The sequence below is a fragment of the Clostridium tyrobutyricum genome (genome assembly GCF_019144085.1).
GTDB classification, from domain to species: Bacteria; Bacillota; Clostridia; order Clostridiales; family Clostridiaceae; genus Clostridium_B; species Clostridium_B tyrobutyricum_A.
On the sequence record NZ_JAHHUY010000010.1, the window covers coordinates 46,761 to 67,886 of the forward strand.

Consider the following 21,126-nt stretch of genomic DNA (forward strand, 5'->3'; position numbering starts at 1 on the left):
AAAGGTGGTGATCTAATATGATGACAAATTATAAAAAGCTTACATTGAGGTATCTTAAATCAAGTAAAAAAAGAAGTATTCTAACTATTATAGGAATAATATTGTCAGTTTTACTTATAACAACTATAGGATTTTTTATTGTAGGTATTCAAGATACTGAAATTGAAAATATAAAAAGTGATTATGGATCATGGCATGTTATGTATCCATTAGCATCTTCTGAATTAGTTTCACAAGTTACAAGCAATCCAAAGATTTCACGAAGTGGATTCTATGAATCCAATAAAGACATAAAAATAAATAAAGATATAAGTATAAGTCCGGTTATTGGGACAGATAGAGCACTTGAACTTCTACCCTATAAAATAAAAACAGGAGTACTTCCTAAAAATAACAATGGAGCAGCTGTAGAAAATTGGGTGCTTAGATATATAAAAAAAGATATAAAAATAGGAGATAAAATAAAACTCAACAACAGAGAATATACTCTTACAGGAATACTTCAGGATACAGTATGCAGTCAAACAGAAAAAAAAGGAATATTTTTATCTAAAAATAATAATATTGATAAAAGTAGATCCGTATTTCTTGCAGAAATTAGATCAAACACAAATTTGAGAAAGGCAGTTTCAGAACTAAATGCTCTACCGAAAAGCAAAAAAATAAAAGTAAATGGAAAGTTGACAGATTCTGTTGTAAATAATTCAGCACTAATAGATATGGAAGGTGGAGGTGATGGAAATACAGGTTTATCACAGTTATATGGTTCGGTAGCAGTTATAATAGGAATAGTTCTTGTAGCAACTATAGCAGTTATATATAATACATTTCAGATAAGTGTAGTAGAAAGGATAAGACAATTTGGTCTGTTAAGAGCAATAGGAATGACTCCAGCTCAGATTAGAAATATGGTAATTAGTGAAGCATCTATTCTTTCAATTATAGGAATACCATTAGGACTTGTTTTTAGTGTTATATCCATTTTTATAATTAGAGTTTTATTTAAAGTTATAGGTGGAGATTCAGTTGCACATATTCAGATACCAATATCACCCAAGGTAATGCTTATAAGTATCATAGTGGCTTTGGCATCTATATATTTATCAGCATTTATTCCAGCTTTGTTTGCAGGAAAGATTTCACCTTTGATTGCGATAAATGGAAGAACATCAATTGTAAAAGAGAAGATAAAGAAGCGAAGAAAAAATATAATTATAAGCAGGATATTTGGATTTGAAGGAGATATGGCTTATAAGAATATCAAAAGAAACAGAAAAAGATATAGAATAACTGTTTTTTCTATAGTAATAAGTATAGTATTGTTTATTACATTTAAATCCTTTATGGACATGTCATTTAATGTATCAGATAATATAAATGAATCTCAAAATATACATTTTACTGTTATAATGAATAGTAGTACTTCTGAAAAAAATTCAATTATAAATAAATTAAATAAATTAAGTACTGTACATAATATATATAAGATGTACGAAACATATAAATTTAAAGAATTTATACAACCACAACAGAAAATAAAGAAAATAAGCGATATGGGAAATATTTATAAAAACATTAGTTTAAATGGAAACAAGAAAATTTTGATAAATGGTGGACTTGCCGCATATGATACTAATTCTCTGCAGACGGCTAAAAAATATGTAAAATCAGGAAATATTGATATTGATGAATTAAATAATCAAAATGGAATAATTTTAATAGAAAAAAATAAAGTGTTTAATAAAAAGAGCAATAAACAGTATTACGGAAAAATTGCAGATTTAAAGGTAGGAGATAACATAGAACTTCAGTATGCAGGTCATGATTTAAAAAAAGCAAGGATTATGGCAATACTTAGTGATGATCCATTTGATTTTACTGGTGCACAAGATGGACTAAAAATTATTACTACAGAAAATGTGTCAAAAAAATTAACTTCCAACAACAATTTAAATATTAATTCATTAAATATAGTTCTAAAAAATGTAAATGACGAAAATAGAGTAAAAGAACAAATAGAAAATATAACACAATCTTCATCCTCAGTTACCGTTATAGATAAGTTGGATAAGAACAGGAATACAAAATCGTCAATTTTAATGATCAAGATATTGCTTTATGGTTTTGTCGTTGTAGTATCTTTAATAGGAAGTATTAATATTATAAATACACTTACTACCAATATAATACTTAGAAAGAGGGAATTTGCCACCTTAAAGTCCATAGGATTGACACAAAGAGGATTAAAAAAAATGATAACTCTTGAAGGACTTTTGTATGCAGTAGTTGGAATCATATATGGTTCTATAATATCCTGTGGATTCTCATATATGATATATAGAGGTATAAGTGGAATAAGAGAGTCCAGTTGTCCATTTTCATTGAGCGGAATAATAATTGCAGCTGCTGCGGCTGTTATTATAGGATATGTTTCAACACTTTCACCATTGGCTAGAATAAATAGAGAAAATATAATTGATACAATAAGACAAGACTATTAAAATTTACAATGCACAGTATGCAATTACTGTGCATTGTTTGCAGTTTTAAGACTGGAAAAGCATAGAGCTTAGAATTATACTTAAAAGTATAATTTTAAAGGAGAGTTGAAAAAATGTATAAACTTCTTTTAGTTGAAGACGACAGTGCACTTGCCCTTGGAATAGAATTTACATTAAAAGATGAAGGATATGAAGTCTTAACAGTTGCTACAATTAAGGACGCAAAAAAATTTATGGAAAGTGAGAAGTTCCATATGATTATTCTGGATATAAATTTGCCTGATGGAAGTGGCTATGATTTATGTAAATACATAAGGAGTAAAAGCGATATTCCCATAATATTTTTAACAGCTCTTGATGAAGAGGCCAATATAGTACTCGGATTGGAAATTGGTGGAGATGACTATATAACCAAACCTTTTGGAGTAAGAGAATTCTTGTGCAGAATCAAGGCAATTTTAAGGAGAAATTATAAGAATATATCTTCAGGAAATAAATTCCAAAGTGGAAGTATAGCTATAGATACTTCAAATGCACTTGTAACGAAAAATAACAGAAAAATTCTTCTCACAGCACAGGAATACAAGCTTTTATTGATATTTATAAATAAACCCGGAATTCTTATGAAGAGAAGGGAAATATTAAATAATTTAATTGAGGGAGAAGAAGTATTTTTTGATGAAAATACTCTATCTGTCTACATTAAGAGAATAAGAGAAAAGATAGAAGATAATCCACAAAAACCAGAATATATAATAACTCAAAGAAGATTGGGATATATGTGGAACCAGAATGTAATTAAGGAGTAGTAATTATGAGAAGATATTTTGTTAATCCAGAGCTTAAAAGAAGCTCAGTAGTTCTTTTATTTTTAAATATTGTATTTATGCTGGTTACAATTTTAACTTTAAAACTGTATCAGAATAGTTTAAAACAGGATTATATAAAAACTTTTGGATCTATTACTGTAACAATATCACAAAATAATCCTGAAATTATTAGGAAAATAGCACCTATTATTACAAAGGGGGTAAACAATACAGATGCAAAAGAAGGGGAGAAAGTATTAAAGCAATATGGATTGACAAAAGAATTGGAAAATAATCTTTTCCCATATATAAACATATTAAATCAAAGATACAATTGGTATATAGCAGCTATTTTTATGATTATGATATTAGTATTTCTTATGTTAAACTATATTCAATATGGATATTTTTACGAAAGGATAAGAAGCATAAATTTGGGTGCGAAAAAAATAATAGACGGCGATTATAATATATCCATAAATGAGAATACAGAAGGCGATTTCTCAAAACTTTCTACTTCATTTAATTCAATGAGGGAAATAATAAAAAATAGTATAAATGAACTAAAAAGTGAAAAACATTTTTTGATAGATCTACTGTCTGATATATCACATCAATTGAAAACTCCACTCTCTTCCATGATAGTTTACAATGATATTCTCTTGAATAAAAATATTTCAAAAGAACAAGCCACCACTTTTTTAATAAATAGCAAAAATCAGCTCTACAGGATGAACTGGCTCATTAAGAGTATATTGAAATTGGCCAGACTAGATGCTAAAGCAATAGAATTCAATATGGAATATCAGAGTTTAAATGAAACTGTAAATTGTTCTATAGAAGCTCTTGATGAAAAAATAGAAAGTGAGGGAGTAGATGTTAACTTTAATCAATTCAGTGAAGTCATATTTTTACATGATAGAGATTGGATTTGTGAGGCATTGATTAATATTGTTAAAAATTGTGTGGAACATACACAAAGGGGAGGAAATATAGATATAGATATTATGGAAAATCCAATTTATAAAAGGATTACAATATCTGATAATGGAGAAGGTATAGATGCTAAAGATCTTCCCAATATATTTAAAAGATTTTATAAGGCTAAAACATCTAAAAATAGCGAATCTATAGGAATAGGACTGGCACTGTCAAAATCCATAATAGAATCACATAATGGAATTATCGATGCACAGAGTGAAATTGGAAATGGAACTAAATTTATAATTACTTTCTTAAATTATTATTGACAAGGTCTATTTTGTCTGTTATCATAGCTATAATAATTAAATGTTGTAAAAATATTTTTATTTTGTGCATAAAGTTGACTAGAAAAACTAGAGACTTTGTCCTTTGTATTTTAGGGCAAAGTTTCTAGTTTTTTTTATACATTAGAGTATAGAAAGGATGGCATATAAAATGGGAAAAGCCAAAAAAATAAATCTAGATCTTGTAGATGTTGAAAATAGGGAAAAACGTTTAGGAACCATTACTGCATGGGATGGTACCGCATCCAGTTTGGTAAAAGAATCAGATTATCAAGTGAGGGCACTAAAAAGAGAAAAGAAATGCAGTGGTAAAAATGGCTCAGGATGTAGATTATGCGAGTTAAAAATGCCTTTTAATCAACAGACCATGTGCAGCCAATCAATAGTTGCATGTCAAGTTGGAAATATACCGGATGCTATTTTGATTGAACATTCCTCTATAGGTTGTTCTGCTGCTCATCCTAGATTTAATGTAGGCTATAGAATAGGATTAATGCGTAGAGGTAAAAAGGTACAAAATATACAAGTAGTAAGTACCAACCTTTTGGAAAAAGACATGGTATTTGGTGCCTCACAAAAGCTGAAACAATCAATACAGGATGCATGGGAACGTTTTAGACCAAAAGCAATATTTATTTCTGCAGCTTGTGCAACAGCACTTATAGGAGAAGATATAGTAAGTGTAGCAAAAAATGCTGAAGATGAACTTGGAATTCCAGTTATTCCACTGGCTTGTGAAGGATTTAGATCAAAGCATTGGAGTACAGGATTTGATATTTCCCAACATGGAATCTTAAGAAAGATTGTAAATAAAAACCCCAAGAAACAGAAGGATTTAATCAATATTGTAGCACTATGGGGTACTGATTATTTTAGCGAAATGTTAAATCCAATAGGACTTAGAGTAAATTATATGATAGATATGGCTACGGTGGATGAATTGAAACAGGCTTCGGAAGCAGCTGCATCTGCAACTTTTTGTTATACATTGGGTTCCTATATGGCTGCAGCGCTTGAACAGGAATATGGAGTTCCCGAAATCAAAGCACCACAACCTTATGGGTTTATTGGTACGGATACATGGCTTAGAGAAATAGGTAAAATAGTTCACAAGGAAAATGAGGTAGAAAAATTTATAGAAAAAGAACATAAAAGAGTACAGCCCAAAATAGATGAATTGAAAGAAAAATTCAGGGGAATAAAAGGGTTTGTTGCTACAGGTTCTGCCTACGCTCATGGTATTATTTCAGTTTTAAAAGAACTTGGGATAGAGGTAGATGGTTCCGTGGTATTTCATCATGATCCAGTTTATGACAGCGGCGACGACAGACAGGATACATTAAAACATTTGGTTGATAACTATGGTGATGTAGAGCATTTTACAGTAAGCAAGACACAGCAGTTTCAGTTTTATGGATTGCTTAGAAGAGTTAAGCCGGATTTTATAATTATAAGGCATAATGGATTGGCACCACTTGCAGCAAAAGTTGGTATTCCTGCATTTGCTTTAGGTGATGAACATCTTCCATTTGGATATGAAGGTATAATAAGATTAGGAGAAGCATTACTTGAGGTACTTGCTCATAGAAAATTTGGACAAAACCTAAGTAGACATGTTAAGTTGCCATATACTAAATGGTGGTTAGATCAGCAGGATCCTTTTATTCTTGCAAAGCATCCCGAAATTTTAGATGAGAAAGAAAAACAGGAGGTATAATATAATATGTTGGGAAAACTAAATTCAAATGAGCAGACTAATTCCATAGTACATCCACGTTACGGATGTGCTATAGGTGCATCATATACTGTATCGGCAATTCCAAGAGGAATTCCATTGGTACATTGTGGACCTGGATGTGCAGACAAACAATATTTTATGCTTTCATACAACAATGGCTATCAGGGCGGAGGATATAGTGGAGGTTCTGTAATACCAAGTGTAAATGCTGGAGAAAGTGAAGTTGTATTTGGAGGAGTTAAGAAACTTGAGGATCTTATCAAGTCATCTTTTAAAATAATGGATGGAGATCTATTTGTTGTGTTAAGTGGATGCATTGGAGAACTTGTTGGAGATGATGTAGGTTCTGTAGTCAAAAAATATCAGAAGAAAGGTTATCCGATTGTATTTGCAGAAACTGGTGGCTTTAAAGGAAACAATTTAATAGGACATGAAATAGTAACTGAAGCCATAATAGATCAGTTCGTTGGAGAATATAATGGAGAAAAGGAAAATGGATTAATAAACCTTTGGACTGAAGTGCCATATTTTAATACCTATTGGCGTGGAGACTTTATTGAAATAAAGAGAATACTTGAAGGAGCTGGATTTAAAGTTAATATACTATTTGGCTCAGAGAGCAAGGGAGTAGAGGAATGGAAGAACATCCCTAAAGCTCAATTTAATCTGGTGATTTCCCCGTGGGTAGGACTTAAAACTGCAGAGCATTTAAAGAAAAAATACAATCAACCATATTTGCATATTCCTGTTATTCCAATTGGTGCAGAAGAAACAACAAAATTCATAAGAGAAGTAGTTGAATTTTCAGGAATAAATAAGGAAGTGTCAGAGAAATTTATTGAAACTGAAGAAAACAGATACTATTATTTTCTTGATCATTTTTCTGATTTCTTTTCCGAGTTTTGGTTTGGTCTTCCTTCAAAATATGCAGTTATAGGAGATAGTTCTTATAATATAGCTTTGAATAAATTTTTGGTAAATCAACTTGGATTAATTCCAGTAAAACAAATTATAACTGACAATCCACCTGAAAAATACAGAAAAATCATTCAACAAGAATATAAACAACTGGCATCAGATGTTTCAACGGATGTTGAATTCATTGAAGATGGCTATATTATTGAAAAGAAATTAAGAGAATCAGATTTTGGAAGCAGTACGCCCATAATATTTTCATCGGCCTGGGAAAGAGACATAATTAAAGAATTGAAGGGAATAATAATAGAAACTAGTTGTCCATCTTCTTTTGAGGTAGTTCTCAACAGAAGTTATGTTGGATATACAGGAGCATTGACATTATTGGAAAAGATTTATACTACTTCAATAAGTTTTGGTTCTTAAATTAATTGTCATGGAGGCATTTATATGAGTTATAAAATTGCAGTTGCAAGTAGTGATGGAAAATTTGTAAATCAGCACTTTGGACAAATAAATCAATTATATATATATGAAGTAGAAGATAAAAATTATAATTTTATAGAACTTAGAAAAGTAAACATAGACAATAGTGAAGATCATAATAAAAAATTTTTTTCTATAGTTAATTATATTTTGGACTGCAATATAGTTTTAGTAAGTCAGATAGGACAGAAGGCTGTTAGATTTCTAGCAGGAAGTGGAATTACCGCTTTTGATATAGAAGAATCCATAGATAATGCTATAAAAAAATTAATTAAATACTATTCCAGAATAGATAAAATAAATAAATATTGTGATTAAAGATTAAAATTAAAAATAGTATAATATAAAATTCACCTGGAGTTTAATTTCCAGGTGAATTTTATATTCATATTAAAAATCATCTTCATAAGAAGGCAGTTTTTTGTTCTTTCGTATTATAACAATTACAATGATTAAAATAACTGCCGCTGATATTCCAATAATAGGATACCAATTAATATCAGATTTGTTTACATCTATATTAAAATAAACCGTTTTTTCCTGATTTTCTACAGTAAAATTTGTTTTGATTCTCCAGGTACCTTTGTCTGAAAAGCTTATGTTTCCCGCATATTCTCCTTTTTTATTTGTAGAACTAAATTTGACAGCTTTAGGTGTAGAATGAGCCATTTTCATGTTCTCCATGTTATCTCCTGGCATATCTGCAGTGACTTTGACATTTGCATTTTCCAAAGGCTGATTTTTATTATCATAAAACTTAATTGTAAATTTATTAATTCCCGTTTTGGCTATATTATTATCTAAAATCAATTCAACATTTATTCCATCTATGATTTTTTTAGTTTTAGATACATTGGTATCTGCCAGCACAGTTGTAGATAATACAAGTATAAAAATTACTAACATAGATAAAATGCTAATGTGTCTTTTTATCATATTGATAATTCCCCCTTTAAAAATTAAATCTTTTAAGACTTAATGAATTCAATAAAACAGATATAGAACTGAATGACATAGCAGCAGCTCCAATTACAGGATTTAAATGGCCTGTTACAGCAATTGGTATTGCAATTATATTATAAATAAAAGCCTAAAATAAATTTTGTCTTATTTTTCTCATGGTTGCTTTTGAAAGCTTTATTGCATCTGGCAAGGCTGCAAGATCTTCTTTTAATTTATCTTTTATTTTATCAGACAGAGCAATAGTTCCAGCTAGAATACCATTAACTGCTACTATATAGCTGTTTTACTCTGGTTTTGAAATTTGTTTAAAGTGTCTTTAAGCTCCAATAAATCTACAGAATACTTTTTTAAAAAAGATGTGGTTCCTATAATTACTGTTTTATTATCTACAACTGCAGTTATACCTTTTCCAGGAAAAGCTTTAAACTTGTCTGAATTTTTAAGATCATCTCCATATTTATGTTTTGTATACCTATATATGGCTTCTCCAATGGGATGTTCAGATAGCTTTTCAGCTGATGCAATTAAAATCAACAATTCCTTTTCATTATTTAAATTTAGAATTTTTTTATTAAATAAAATAACATCGGTGATATCAAGTTTTCCTGTGGTTAGAGTTCCTGTTTTATCGAATACAACAGTATCTATTTTACAAGCTTGTTCTAATTTAGTACCATTTTTAATTAATATTCCATTCTCTGAACCTATTATAAATTGAACTATGGTTGACAGGATAAGTTGAAGTTTCCAGTTATGTAGTATCCAGGATTTCCATCTTAAAGTTTTAATAAAATTTCCCCATTTATTGGCTGAATCAGGATTGAAATCACTATGATAGAAACCTGTACCTCAAAGTATCATTAAATATCCAGTGTTCTTAAATTCATGTTTCCTTGCTATATGCAGTTTTTCCAATATTTTTTTTCTGAGTTCAATAAATTTAGAATCGGTTCTATTTATAAGTCTTTCAAGTTCAATTTTTACAATTTTCTCTATCTTACCAGGACGTGGTGTCATAATTACTACTCTATTACTTAAATAAATTGCTTCATCTACATCATGGGTAACCAATACCATAGTTGTTTTTCTTTGCTGCCATAATTCAATTAATTTATCCTGCAGATCCATTCTTGTAAAAGCATCCAATGCCCCCAAAGGTTCATCCAGCAATAATACTTTAGGATTATTAATAAGTGCACGCGCAAGAGAGGCTCTTTGAGCCATACCACCAGAAATTTGATGAGGATAAGAATTTTCAAATCCTTCAAGACCAGTAAGTTTTATATATTCTTTTACTTCATCTTTATGCTTTTTATAAATTTTTCTAGCTTTTAAGCCTGCAGCAATATTATTTTCAATGGTTTCCCATGGAAATAAATTTGCCTGTTGAAATACATAACCTCTTTCAAAATTAGTATCTTCTATCGGTTCATAATCTAAAAACAATTCACCTGACTGAGGCTTGTCAAGGTCTGCTGTAAGCCTCATAAGTGTAGTTTTGCCACAACCTGATGGACCTATAAGTGAAATGAATTCTCCAGCTCTGATATTTAAATTTATATCTCTTAAAGCTTCAACCAGGTTTCCATTTGCATCTATATAGATTCTGTTTACATTATTTATTTTAATAGAAGCATTCGTTTGTAACGGTAAATTTTCCACTGGCAAGTCCAGTTTTTTGATCTTCGAAAGTTCCACTTACAAGGGTTACGTCAAATCCTTCTTTGGCAAAGAATCCTTTTTCTTTTGCTATATAAGCAGGTGCACCACAAACCCACCTCCAAGAGCTTCGATTTCAAGTTTTCCATATTTATATTTTTCTGTTCCAGTGGAAGAAGTAGAAGTACTTTTTCCACATGAAGCAAGAGTTGGTACTGCTGCTACAAGAAATAAGGCAGCAACTATTCTAGTAATTTTATTCATAATTAAGTTCCCCGTCTTTCTATATTAAATTTATGAAATTATTATTTGATAATATCTTTACTTTCTGTTTTTTCAGATTCAAAAGCTTTTTCAAATGCCTGATCTAGATCATGTATAAGATCCTCTGCATCTTCAAGCCCTATTGAAAGTCTTATTGTATTAGGTAATATATTTGATAGCTGTTTTTCTTCTGGTGTAAGTTCACTATGGGTTGTTTTAGGGGAATTTACGATTAAAGATCTTGAATCTCCTACATTTGTATGGTAGCTAAATATTTTTAGAGAGTTTAAAAACTTGTCTATCTGAGAGTCAGTTCCTTTAAATCCAAAAGTAAATATTGATCCAGCTCCTTTAGGCAGATATTTTTCTGCAAGTTTTTTATAAGGATTATTATCTAATGAAGGATATTTTATCCATGAAACTTTAGTATTGTTTTTAAGATAACTTATTATTTTTTCTGTATTTTCAATTTGCTTTTTTACTCTTTCAGACAAAGTTTCAAGACCTAAAAGTACAAGATAGGCATCAAAAGGGCTTAAAGCCGATCCAAAATAATTAAGATAATTTAGTCTTATTCTGGTTGTAAATGGAAACTCTGGAAATACTTCAAGAAAATTTCTGGCATCGTCATTATCATCTCTAAGAGTATAATATGGTTCTAAAAATTGATTAAATTTACCGTTTCCCCAATTGAATTTACCGCTTTCCAAAATTAGACCTGCAATAACATTTCCATGACCGTTAAGTGCTTTGGTAGCTGAGTAAATTACAATATCAGCACCATATTTAATTGGATTTAGAAGATATGGTGTGGCAAATGTATTGTCTACAACAAGTGGAATATCATGTTCATGAGCTACCTTTGCAATTGTTTCTATATCTGACACTGAAGTATTTGGATTACTTATACTTTCAATAAATATAGCTTTGGTATCCGGTTTTATTTCTTTGGCTATAGCTTCAGGATTATTAAAATCATGAAATTTATCTATAGTTATTCCAAATTTCGGGTATAATTTTTTAAAACTATCAAGTGTTCCTCCGTATAGATAAGGTGTAGTAAGTATCCTGCCACCATCTTCAACTAAATTGAGCAGAGTATAAGTTATTGCTGCCATTCCAGAACTAAGTGCAATTGCACCGGAAGCTCCATCCAATGAGGCAACTCTTTTTTCTAATACTTCAACAGTAGGATTACTTAATCTGCTGTAAATAAATCCAGGTTCTGAAAAGGAAAACAATCTTTTTGCTCTGTCCGTACTTCCTAAATCAAATGCTGCTGTTTCATAAATTGGTACTGAAACTGAATGATTATGTTTACTGGAATCATATCCTCCTCTCACTTTTAATGTATCGAATTTTAATTCTTCTTTTTTAACTTCTGACATTTAAAATTCCCCCTTAATAAAATTTTGTATAAAGAAAACCGGAGATTACACTTTAAAAAAATGTAACCTCCGGTTCACCGGTCAGTTAATTATAAGTAAATTTAATATTTAATTTATTAATACTATATTATTGATATAATAGTATAGGCTTGTCTTTTTGTCAATAATTTTATAAAATTATTGACAAAATTATTATGAAGATGTATCATAAAATTCAAATAATTAAAAGTTAATAGCGTATTTTCTTATCTAGAGAAACAGAGGGTCGGGCCCGATGAAGTTTCAGCAACCAGTATATATCATTTATATGTACAAGGTGCTAAATCCTGCAGGTTTAATTCTGAGAGATGAGGAAGCAAAATGTTTGCGTATAGTTAAAACATAAAGCCTTCTTCATAGCAGAAGAAGGCTTTAATTGTGTTTTAACTGACTGGAAAACCAGAGGTTTTGAATAATAAATTTATTTCAAAACCTCTGGTTTTATGTTTATATGAATTATGGGAAGGTGATAAAATGATAAGTATTAAAACACTAGATAGTTATGTTACAAATGAGCAATATAAAGACGTAATTGATTATATAATAATTTTATCTGGACTTGTAGGAAGTTTTAGAAGTCAAAAAAATATTATATCAATAAGCCACTTTATATACATTGGAGGTATAAAGTATGAGTGAGATATTAAATGATGCAATAAAATATGTAGAAAAAGCAAAATATGCTCTATCGTTTATAATGAAAAAAAATAGTAAAACTAATAAAACGAATATAAATGTATTTTTAGTTAATGAAACAAATATATATTTTATTGTAAATAAATATAATACTGATATTTGTAAAATAAAAGACTATTCAAAAGCAGTTCTTTATTTTCAAAATAATTTGCAAAGTTGTGATATTTTTAAAAATATCACTGTAATAGGAGAATTATCGGAGATTTTATTGGGAAAAGAGTTTTACAATATACTAAAAATAATGATTAATAGATATGATATAGTAAAAAGATATATAAAAAATGGATTGTTTAAAGAATATTCCATATACAAATTAAAACCTGAATTTATAAGGTTAACTGATTATATTGAAACTATGGAAGAAATGAAAAAAATAATATAAAATTAATATTGACAGTATTCATAATATTCCGTATAATATATAAAAATGATATTTAATTATTTAGGTTTGGTCGACTGGAAAACCAGAGGCTTTAAAACAAAATGTTTTAAAGCCTCTGGTTTTTGTTATTAATGTCTAAGGAGAGAATTTTATTATGAACGTTGATATAAAAAACCATCTGTGGAAGTAAGAGAGAAGACTTAAATCTATTACAGGCCATAATGGTACAGCTGTAGATTTGTGTAGAAATTATTACAATATAAAATTAGTTAAGTTAACCAGAAAACTGGAGACTGAGTATTATTAAATGCTTAGTTTTTTAATTTTATAAAGGAGATGTTCTTATGTCGATTAATATAAAGAGTATTGAAGCAGCAAATAGAGAGAGCAGGCTTAATTCTATCACTGGATATACTGGTACAGTTAAGGATCTTGTTAAAAAGGCACAATGTGGGACACTTAAAAACAGGGAGAGATGTTTTAGTCAGGCCAGTAATTGTAGTTCTGGATGTGCACAAGGATATTTATCAAGTATAGTAGATGCTGCTATTGTAAACCATGGGGCAGTTGGTTGTTCTGCAGATGTGATAGGGGAAACTACAGGATTAAAATGGGGTCAAAATATAAGGGATTGGGAAAAGACAAATGTGAAGTTGATAAATACAAATATGACTGAAAATTCCACAGTATTTGGTGGTAAAAATAAATTAAGGGAAGGTATAAGAGAAGCATATAAAAGATTCAATCCTAAAGCTATATTTATAACAACATCATGTGCTTCGGCAATAATTGGTGATGATGTTAAAGCTATTGCAGATGAGCTGGAAGAAGAAATAAAAATTCCAGTAGTTCCGGTTTTATGTGAAGGATTTAGATCCAAAATATGGGCATCAGGTTTTGATTCAGCATTTCATGCACTGCTGACACGTATAGTAAAGTCCCCAAGAAAGAAACGTCCTGAACTTATAAACATGATACAATTTAGCGGAAGTGGTAGAAAATATATAACTCAAATATTATCAAATTTAGGGCTTGTTCCTCAGTTTGGAATTCCATATTCTACTATAGAACAGATATCCAGAATGTCTGAAGCTGCAGCTACAATTAGTGTATGTGGGACACTTGGAAGTTACTTTGGAAATGGATTGGAGCAAAAATATGGAGTTCCTTATGTAAAGACTATACAACCTCATGGAATTAAAGGTATGGACAGCTGGCTTAGAGAACTTGGAAAAGTAGTTGGGAAGGAAAAAGAAGTTGAGGATTATATAGTGAAAGCCAAGAAAGAAATAAAACCAGAACTTGAAGATATCAGAAAAAAACTAAAGGGTAAAAAAGCTGTAGTAGGTATGGGCCCAAGCTTTTCACACAATTATATAAGAGTTTTGAAAGAACTTGGAATCGAAGTAGTATGGGGTATTTCATGGCATTTCGATCAACATTATGATCATGGAAGTGTACCGGAATCCTCTATTGCACTATCTAACAGGGATAAGGATATTCCTATAAGTGTTTGTGATGGACAGAATTTTGAGGTGTTAAACTTGTTGAATAAAATAAAACCGGATTTATATATATCAAGACATCCAGGTACAACAGTATGGCCAACCAAGATGGGAATTCCATCTGTAATGGTAGCAGATGAATATACGGCTTTTGGATATAGAGGAATTATAAATTTTGGGTATAGGATAATAGATGCTTTAGAGAACAATAGCCTGGCTGAAGAATTATCAAAGAGAATAAAATTGCCATATAAGCCATGGTGGTTTAAACAGGATGCATTTAAATTTCTTGAAGATGAGGTGAAATAATGAGTAATATAGTGGAACAATTGAGACATGTTTGTGCACTTGGAAGTTATGAATCCATACTTGCTATAGAAGGTGCAGTTCCAATAGTACATTCCGGCCCTGGATGTATATCTAAAATATGGGCTACATTGGGAATACAAAATGGATGTCAGGGAACAGGACATATAGGAGGACATTCAATTCCATGTACTAATGTAGGAGAAAAAGAAGTAATATTTGGAGGAACAGATAGATTAGAAAAAGTTATTTCAAACTCCTTCAAGGTAATGGATGCTGATTTATATGTAGTGCTGACTGGTTGTACGTCAGATATAGTAGGTGACTATGTAGGAGAAATAGTAGACAGGTTTAAAGCACAGGGAAAACCTATAGTATATGCAGAAACAGGAGGATTTAAAGGAAGTAATTTTATAGGGCATGAATTGGTTATTGATGCAATAATAGATCAGTACCTGAAACCATCAGATGAAATTGATGAAGGACTTGTGAATATATGGGCTACTGTTCCATATCAGGACACATTTTGGTCTGGAAATTTAGAAACTATTGAAAAATTATTAAATTCAATTGGAGTAAGAACAAATATAGTTTTTGGTCATAGCAGGGGAATAAATGCTTTAAATAAAGTACCTAAAGTGCAGTATAACTTACTTATATCACCTTGGATTGGACTTAAAAATGTAAAACACCTTAAAGAAAAATTTGGAACTGAATTTTTACAATATCCAGTTCTTCCTATAGGACCTAAAGAGACAGGAAAGTTTTTGAGAACTATAGGGGAATTCCTAGGCATAGACAAAAGTATTGTTGAAAGGGAAATTGAAAAGCAGGAAGACAGATATTTTTATTATTTGGAGAGAGCAGCAGATGTTTTACTTGAAACCAGATTGCTTCCTAAGCATTTTGTTACTATAGCAGACAGTACATATGCTCTGGCTATATCTAAATTTTTGATAAATGATCTGGGACTTCTTCCAGCTAGGCAATTTATAACAGAAGATGTTCCAAAACAATATGAAAAAAAGGTAAAAGAAAGTTTTTCGGGATTTTATAATAATATTGTTCCTGAAGTTGAATTTACAAGTGATAGTGGAGATATAAACAGATATCTTAAAAATACTGATTTTAGAACGAAACCATTAATTTTAGGAAGTGGATGGGATAGAGTTATATCTAAAGAGATAAAAGGGTATGAACTTTCAATATCTGCACCGGTAAGTGACAGAATGGTACTTGATCGTTCATATTTAGGATATGATGGCGGAATGAGGCTGATAGAGGATATCTATACTGTTGTACTTCAAGATTTTCAATAAATATAAGAAATGCCTAATTTTAAAATTAAGGGGGAACATTAGATGCTAAACAATAAAACAAGAAAAAGATTTTTAATAACTTTAATTTCATTGATATGCTTGGTAAGTTTGATATTTACCGCTTGCGGAAAACAATCATCAGGTGGATCAGCTTCATCAGGGTCAGATGCTTTAAAGCAAGATAAAGACGGTTTAATTCCAATTAAAACTTCGTCAAAATTGGATTGTTCATCTACACCATGGGTTGTAGCCGATCAAAAAGGATTTTTGAAAAAATATGGTTTGAAAGTAGTATATACTGGTGAGACACAGCCAGCTCAGCAAATTCCAGCAATATTAAAAGGTGATAATAATGTTGAATCATTTCATCCTAATACGTACGCACCGGCAATAGCGGGAGGAGCAAATATAATAGGTATTGGAGCGGAAGGAATAGATCCAGCACCAAGTGTAGATCCTAAATACAGACATATGTGGTGGTTTGTCAGTCCTAAAGCTGCGAAAGCAGGTGTTAAAACTTTTAAAGATTTACTGAATTATAAAAAAGGTCAAAAGTTAAAATTTACAACAATTTCGGCAAATATCTGTACCGATTTTGTAACAGGTGTTATAGCTAAGCAATATGGAATTCCAAAAGACAGAATAGAGTGGGTTACAATGCCTGATGTTCAGGCAATACAGGCACTATCACAGGGAACAGTTGATGTATCAGCAGTACATCCACCGTATTACACGGGTATGGAAAAAGCAGGAAATATAAAAATAGCAGATACTCTAGATGCCAATCTGGGACCTGCTGCAGGTATATCTTACTGGGTTGTCAATAAAACCTGGGCAAAAGATAATCCAACTGTAACTAGAAAATTCCTTAAGGCTATGACAGAGGCAGAAACTTGGACAAATAATAATCCAAAAGAAGCAGCAGCTTTGACTGCAAAACATATAGGACAGCCCGTTAGTGGAAGTCACTACTATACTGAAACTTTAAAGCTTGATAACGCAAAATATATACAGCCTTGGCTTGATGCTTCTGAAGCGAATGGATCTATACCAAAAGGGAAAGTTAAAATTTCTGACATGGTTACGGATGAATATTACAAATAAGTATTATAGTATCAGACCAGTTTGGTATTAATACTGACTGGCTTGATAATAAATTATTAACGAGGAGGATTTTTTCATGGCAGAAACAGCTAAAAAATTATCTAAAGAAAATGATAATACTACAATTAATATATTTAATGAAAATAATAAAAAAAAGGTAAATATAGTAGATAAATTTGGAATTATTACTAGAAAATCAATAGCTATAATAGTTTTCTTCATTTTGTGGCAGATATTGCCTACAATAGGAGTGATAAACAAACAATTTGTGCCACCGATATTTGATATTGTAGTTTATCTTGGACAGATGTTGGCATCGGGAGAATTGATTACTCATATACAAGCAAGTTTGATAAGAGTTTTGGAAGGATTTGGACTTTCTGTTCTGGTTGGTGTACCATTGGGGTTTCTTTTAGGAGGATGGTTTAAAAAGTTTGAAGAAATATTAAACCCATTACTTCAAGTACTTGCACAGATTAATCCTTTTACGCTTTTCCCTATATTCATGTTATTATTTGGAATTGGAGAAGTAGCAAAAGTATCCATAATTTTCTGGACAGCACTTTGGGCAGTATTATTTCAGACAATCAACGGTGTTAGAAATATCGATCCTACATTGATAAAAGGGGCAAGAGCTATGGCTACACCTAAATTTTCACTTTTTTACAAGGTAGTTTTGCCTGGAGCAGCACCACTGATTTTTTCAGGATTTAAAACTGCTATGAGTACAGCATGTCTTATGCTTATTGCCGCAGAGATGATAGGTGCAAGCAAAGGACTGGGATGGTTAATATTAAATGCACAAAACAACTATAATATCAACAGACTGTATGCAGCTGCAATTGCTATTGCATTGCTTGGTTTGGTATTATTAAAACTTCTGGATTTATTAGAACATTTTATAGTCACATGGAGAGAACATTCTTCAAATATATAAAAAATAATAGGGAGGGTTTATTTATTATGGCCATACAGAATACAGCATTAAAAGAAAATAGTTTTAATATTGATAAAAATAGTAGGGAGATAAAGATTTCAGCGAGAAATGTAACACGTACTTTTAAAGTTAAAAATCGAGGAGGAAAAAAAGGAATACAAGAGTTTGTTGCAATCAAAGATATTAATTTGGAAGTGCATGCAGGTGAATTTATTACACTTGTAGGTCCAAGTGGCTGTGGAAAATCTACATTTTTGGATATACTTGCAGGTCTTTCAAAACCAACTTCCGGAGAATTGTATATTGATGGTAAATTAGTAGATGGACCGGCTTTGGATAGAGGTATCGTATTGCAGGGGTATGCACTTTTTCCATGGAGAAATGTTCGTAAAAATATTGAATATGGACTTGAATTGAAAAAAATTTCTAAAAATGAAAGAAGGGAAATCAGTCAGAAATTTATTGATTTAGTTGGTTTGAATGGATTTGAAAACAGTTATATTCATGAATTGTCAGGTGGTATGAAACAAAGAGTTGCAATAGCCAGATCATTGGCGTATGATCCTGAGGTACTTCTGATGGATGAACCTTTTGCTGCAGTTGATGCACAGACAAGGGAAACAATGCAGGAAGAAGTACTCCATATATGGGAAAAGACTAATAAAACTATAATATTTATAACACATAGTATTGATGAAGCAGTATTTCTTGCAGACAGGGTTGCGGTTTTATCTGCTAATCCAGGTTCTATAAAAGAAATTATAGATGTTGACTTGCCAAGACCTAGAAAACTTGGTGAAGTAAAAAATACATCTCGGTTTAATTCTCTGAGTCATAGAATATGGGAACTCCTACACAATGTTAATAGTGAAAATAAATCTATTGAAACCAAAGCAATAAATAGAAATCAGAATATTTCAGAGGGAATATCACCTACAATAAATTTATAAATCCACACAACTTTTCAAATTATCTATTTATGGATAATTTGAAAGGTTAATTTTATAAGAAATATTAATTGGAGGAATGCTTAGTGGCTGAAAAATATAATAATGCTTATAAGATTGTAATTGAAAATGTAAAAAAGGTTTATAATGTGGTCTCTGAAGATGAAAAAAGCAGTAAAAAATTTTTGGCCCTGGAGAATTTTAATCTTAATATAAAAAAAGGAGAATTTGTAACTATAGTAGGACCAAGTGGTTGTGGAAAATCAACTATTTTGGATATTCTGGCTGGTTTATCAAAACCTACATTTGGAAAGGTATATATTGATGGCAAACTAGTTACTGGTCCGGATCTTGATAGAGGAATTATTTTACAGGGTTATGCACTATTTCCCTGGTTAAATGTAAAGCAGAATATTGAATTTGGGCTTGATATAAAAGGTATTTCAAAATCAGAAAGGAAAAAAATAAGTAAAAAATATATTGATATTGTGGGATTAAATAAATTTGAAAACAGGTATCCACATGAATTATCAGGTGGTATGAAACAAAGAGTGGCAATTGCAAGAGCTCTAGCTTATGATCCAGAGATTTTACTTATGGATGAGCCTTTTGCAGCGGTAGATGCCCAGACCAGGGAATTGCTTCAAGAAGAAATTTTGTCTATTTGGGAGATGACAAATAAGACTATAGTATTTATAACCCATAGTATTGAAGAAGCCATATTTTTAGCAGATAGAGTAGTAGTTATGACTGACAATCCAGGAAAAATTAAAGAAATTATCAAATTAAATTTAAAGAGACCAAGAAATGCAGTAAATATGAGGATGTCCAAAGAATATAATGATGTCTGGAATAGAATATGGCAGCTTCTTCACAGTAATAGTAATAAGGAATTAGAAAGAAAGTTAGACTATGGAGGAATTTTATGAGTAAGGCAAAAAAAATTTGGGCTTATTATATTCTAAGATATAGTGGAGTTGCAGTACTTTTAATATTGTGGGAATTACTTCCTGCAATTGGAGCATTTAATCCTCAATTTATTCCATCTTTTTCTACTGTTCTTGGACAAATTCATGTATTATGGTTTAATAATGCCCTATTTACAAATATAATGGTAAGCTTATGGAGAGTTGTGGTAGGCCTTATTATAGCATCTGTTATTGCTGTACCACTTGGACTTATACTTGGAGGTTGGTTTAATAGAGCTGCTGATCTTATGGATCCACTTTTTAGAATACTTGGCCAAGTAAATCCCTTTTCTTTGTTGCCTGCATTTATATTGTTCTTTGGGACAGGTGAAATTACAAAGCTGGCAGTAATTACGTGGACAAGTATATGGCCAATTTTATATAACACCATACAGGGAGCTAAAAGTGTTGATAAGCTTTTAATAAAGACAGCCATTTCTATGAAGGCATCAAATTGGCAGCTGTTTAAAAAAATAATGATACCATCTGCAGAAGCATCTATTTTTGCAGGACTGAGAGTTGGAGCCGAAATGTCATTTTTTATAGTGATTGCAGCTGAAATGATAAGTTCCAATGCAGGATTAGGATGGCTTTTTCACAATGCATCAATGAACAATCAAATTTCAAGAATGTATTCAGCAGGACTATTTATTATAATACTTGGAGTGTTGTTGAATAGGTTTTTGATATATGTTCAAAATAAAATATTTTTCTGGAAAGAGGCAGGTCAGAATTTTAGCTTTATTAAATTTAGAAAATTAAAAACCAAGTTTAGAAAACGTCAAATTGTTGTATTAATCGTAGTTGTAATTGTTATTTTAGGAATTGGAATCTATGAAGTTAATTATTCTAATACGTCGGAATTTAATAATAGATTCAGCAATAGTAACGCTGCTGGTCATATGGAAATGAATATGACAAAATAAACTTTT

Annotated in this window: 21 protein-coding genes and 1 riboswitch; of the genes, 15 read left to right on the plus strand and 6 right to left on the minus strand. The window is 30.9% G+C overall.

Annotated features, from left to right (window positions below; all coding sequences use genetic code 11):
• Positions 1-17: 17 nt before the first annotated feature.
• The 6 genes from KM800_RS06485 to KM800_RS06510 all read left to right on the plus strand — a co-directional run bounded on the left by KM800_RS06485 (position 18) and on the right by KM800_RS06510 (position 8,035).
• Positions 18-2,501, plus strand: coding sequence for an ABC transporter permease (locus KM800_RS06485; RefSeq protein ID WP_217812366.1), 2,484 nt, complete (start codon positions 18-20; stop codon positions 2,499-2,501).
• Positions 2,502-2,614: 113 nt separating this feature from the next.
• On the plus strand, positions 2,615-3,310 hold the full coding sequence (locus tag KM800_RS06490) for a response regulator transcription factor (protein ID WP_217812367.1): 696 nt from the start codon (positions 2,615-2,617) through the stop codon (positions 3,308-3,310).
• 5 nt (positions 3,311-3,315) lie between these two features.
• Positions 3,316-4,560 carry a HAMP domain-containing sensor histidine kinase gene (locus KM800_RS06495; protein WP_217812368.1) on the plus strand — a complete coding sequence of 415 codons (1,245 nt, stop codon included), beginning with the start codon at positions 3,316-3,318 and terminating at the stop codon, positions 4,558-4,560.
• Positions 4,561-4,729: 169 nt separating this feature from the next.
• Positions 4,730-6,295, plus strand: coding sequence for a nitrogenase component 1 (locus KM800_RS06500; RefSeq protein WP_217812369.1), 1,566 nt, complete (start codon positions 4,730-4,732; stop codon positions 6,293-6,295).
• A 6-nt stretch (positions 6,296-6,301) separates the two neighbouring features.
• Positions 6,302-7,657: a nitrogenase component 1 gene (locus tag KM800_RS06505; RefSeq protein WP_217812370.1), complete on the plus strand. Its 1,356-nt coding sequence runs from the start codon at positions 6,302-6,304 to the stop codon at positions 7,655-7,657.
• A 24-nt stretch (positions 7,658-7,681) separates the two neighbouring features.
• Complete coding sequence (locus tag KM800_RS06510) at positions 7,682-8,035, plus strand: NifB/NifX family molybdenum-iron cluster-binding protein (protein WP_217812371.1); 354 nt, start codon at positions 7,682-7,684, stop codon at positions 8,033-8,035.
• A 72-nt stretch (positions 8,036-8,107) separates the two neighbouring features.
• Here KM800_RS06510 and KM800_RS06515 read toward each other — a convergent pair whose 3' ends face one another.
• From KM800_RS06515 to KM800_RS06535, 6 genes are all read right to left on the minus strand, one after another.
• Complete coding sequence (locus tag KM800_RS06515) at positions 8,108-8,653, minus strand: FixH family protein (RefSeq protein WP_217812372.1); 546 nt, start codon at positions 8,651-8,653, stop codon at positions 8,108-8,110.
• 297 nt (positions 8,654-8,950) lie between these two features.
• Positions 8,951-9,469, minus strand: a complete 519-nt coding sequence (locus KM800_RS15460) for an HAD family hydrolase (protein ID WP_330655543.1) — start codon at positions 9,467-9,469, stop codon at positions 8,951-8,953.
• 60 nt (positions 9,470-9,529) lie between these two features.
• Positions 9,530-10,342, minus strand: coding sequence for an ABC transporter ATP-binding protein (locus KM800_RS06525; RefSeq protein ID WP_217812373.1), 813 nt, complete (start codon positions 10,340-10,342; stop codon positions 9,530-9,532).
• A complete protein-coding gene (locus KM800_RS15465) occupies positions 10,305-10,433 on the minus strand; it encodes an ABC transporter substrate-binding protein (protein WP_330655544.1) in 129 nt (42 codons plus the stop codon). The genes KM800_RS06525 and KM800_RS15465 overlap by 38 nt, the downstream gene beginning before the upstream one ends.
• Positions 10,430-10,603 carry a hypothetical protein gene (locus tag KM800_RS15470; protein WP_254906480.1) on the minus strand — a complete coding sequence of 58 codons (174 nt, stop codon included), beginning with the start codon at positions 10,601-10,603 and terminating at the stop codon, positions 10,430-10,432. Before KM800_RS15470 ends, KM800_RS15465 begins: the two co-directional genes overlap by 4 nt.
• A gap of 41 nt (positions 10,604-10,644) precedes the next feature.
• Positions 10,645-11,991 (minus strand): O-acetylhomoserine aminocarboxypropyltransferase/cysteine synthase family protein, encoded by a 1,347-nt coding sequence (locus KM800_RS06535; RefSeq protein ID WP_217812374.1) that lies wholly within the window; start codon positions 11,989-11,991, stop codon positions 10,645-10,647.
• A gap of 242 nt (positions 11,992-12,233) precedes the next feature.
• Positions 12,234-12,345: riboswitch (SAM riboswitch) on the plus strand.
• Positions 12,346-12,504: 159 nt separating this feature from the next.
• Between KM800_RS06535 and KM800_RS06540 the strand changes: the two genes are divergently transcribed.
• The 9 genes from KM800_RS06540 to KM800_RS06580 all read left to right on the plus strand — a co-directional run bounded on the left by KM800_RS06540 (position 12,505) and on the right by KM800_RS06580 (position 21,120).
• Entirely contained in the window at positions 12,505-12,669 is a 165-nt protein-coding gene (locus KM800_RS06540) for a hypothetical protein (protein WP_217812375.1), read from the plus strand.
• Positions 12,662-13,108, plus strand: coding sequence for a hypothetical protein (locus KM800_RS06545; protein WP_217812376.1), 447 nt, complete (start codon positions 12,662-12,664; stop codon positions 13,106-13,108). Before KM800_RS06540 ends, KM800_RS06545 begins: the two co-directional genes overlap by 8 nt.
• A 344-nt stretch (positions 13,109-13,452) precedes the next feature.
• Complete coding sequence (locus KM800_RS06550) at positions 13,453-14,922, plus strand: nitrogenase component 1 (protein ID WP_217812377.1); 1,470 nt, start codon at positions 13,453-13,455, stop codon at positions 14,920-14,922.
• Positions 14,922-16,238: a nitrogenase component 1 gene (locus tag KM800_RS06555; RefSeq protein WP_217812378.1), complete on the plus strand. Its 1,317-nt coding sequence runs from the start codon at positions 14,922-14,924 to the stop codon at positions 16,236-16,238. Before KM800_RS06550 ends, KM800_RS06555 begins: the two co-directional genes overlap by 1 nt.
• 42 nt (positions 16,239-16,280) lie before the next feature.
• Positions 16,281-17,342, plus strand: a complete 1,062-nt coding sequence (locus KM800_RS06560; protein ID WP_217812379.1) for an ABC transporter substrate-binding protein — start codon at positions 16,281-16,283, stop codon at positions 17,340-17,342.
• Positions 17,343-17,418: 76 nt separating this feature from the next.
• Positions 17,419-18,279 carry an ABC transporter permease gene (locus tag KM800_RS06565; RefSeq protein ID WP_217812380.1) on the plus strand — a complete coding sequence of 287 codons (861 nt, stop codon included), beginning with the start codon at positions 17,419-17,421 and terminating at the stop codon, positions 18,277-18,279.
• A gap of 26 nt (positions 18,280-18,305) precedes the next feature.
• Positions 18,306-19,229, plus strand: a complete 924-nt coding sequence (locus KM800_RS06570; RefSeq protein WP_217812381.1) for an ABC transporter ATP-binding protein — start codon at positions 18,306-18,308, stop codon at positions 19,227-19,229.
• Between the two features lie 83 nt (positions 19,230-19,312).
• Positions 19,313-20,155: an ABC transporter ATP-binding protein gene (locus KM800_RS06575; RefSeq protein ID WP_217812382.1), complete on the plus strand. Its 843-nt coding sequence runs from the start codon at positions 19,313-19,315 to the stop codon at positions 20,153-20,155.
• On the plus strand, positions 20,152-21,120 hold the full coding sequence (locus KM800_RS06580) for an ABC transporter permease (protein WP_217812383.1): 969 nt from the start codon (positions 20,152-20,154) through the stop codon (positions 21,118-21,120). The genes KM800_RS06575 and KM800_RS06580 overlap by 4 nt, the downstream gene beginning before the upstream one ends.
• The last annotated feature ends 6 nt before the right edge of the window (positions 21,121-21,126 follow it).